The organism is Marinimicrobium sp. UBA4209 (genome assembly GCF_002381585.1).
Taxonomy (GTDB): Bacteria; Pseudomonadota; Gammaproteobacteria; order Pseudomonadales; family Cellvibrionaceae; genus Marinimicrobium; species Marinimicrobium koreense.
The window spans coordinates 29,338-30,116 of sequence record NZ_DFTP01000088.1; the positions used below are offsets into that span (position 1 = coordinate 29,338).

The 779-nt window shown below is 57.5% G+C and carries 1 protein-coding gene; it reads left to right on the forward strand.

Annotated elements, in window-relative coordinates; genetic code table 11:
* On the forward strand, positions 1–706 hold a 706-nt coding region (locus B3187_RS12800), incomplete at its 5' end, for a DbpA RNA binding domain-containing protein (protein WP_286806872.1).
* Positions 707–779: the final 73 nt, after the last annotated feature.

The window sequence follows — 779 nt, forward strand, 5'->3', positions numbered from 1 at the left end:
GACCGGCGCCGCCGTGACCGCTCATCGTATTGATCAGTTCAAGCAGTCGATTCAGCAGGTATTTGATACCAGTGTGGATCTGAGTTTCTTTAACGATCTGTTGGCCGATTTCAGCCATCAGACGGACCGTTCACCGGAGGAGATTGCCTCGGCCCTCGCCTATCTGGTGCAGAAAGAGCGCCCGCTGCAGGTGAAGCTGGCCGAGATTCGTCCGGAAAAGCCCAGCACCAAGGGCAAGAACAAGCTGGCTCGTGAAGCCAAGGCTGGCAAAGGGCCGAAGCCCCGCGTCAATGATTCGGACCTGCAGCGCTATCGTTTGGATGTGGGCCGCAGTCATGAGGTTCGTCCGGGGGATATCGTCGGCGCCATTGCCAATGAGGCGGGTATCGACAGTCAGTATATTGGTCACATCAAGTTGTTTGATGAGTTTTCCACGGTGGATCTGCCCAAGGGTATGTCGCCGGAGGTGATGCAGTTGCTGAAGAAGGTGCGGGTGCGCAATCGGCCGCTGAATATTGCCGAGGACACGGGTCCGCGCAACGATGGTCCGGCGCCGGATTTCAAGCGTCGCGGTCCGAAACCGGGCGATAAGCGTGCGCCGGGTAAGTTTGCGGGTAAGGGCAAGCCGGATGGTAAAGGTAAGCCGAAAGCGAAAGTGCGTGATCGTGATGTGAAAAATAAAGGGTATCGCGCGAAGAAGGCATAGTTCGCACAGGCAACCCCGTTAAACCCACCATAGGGGGCAACGGGGACCACGGCGGCCACGGTATAAACCGGTT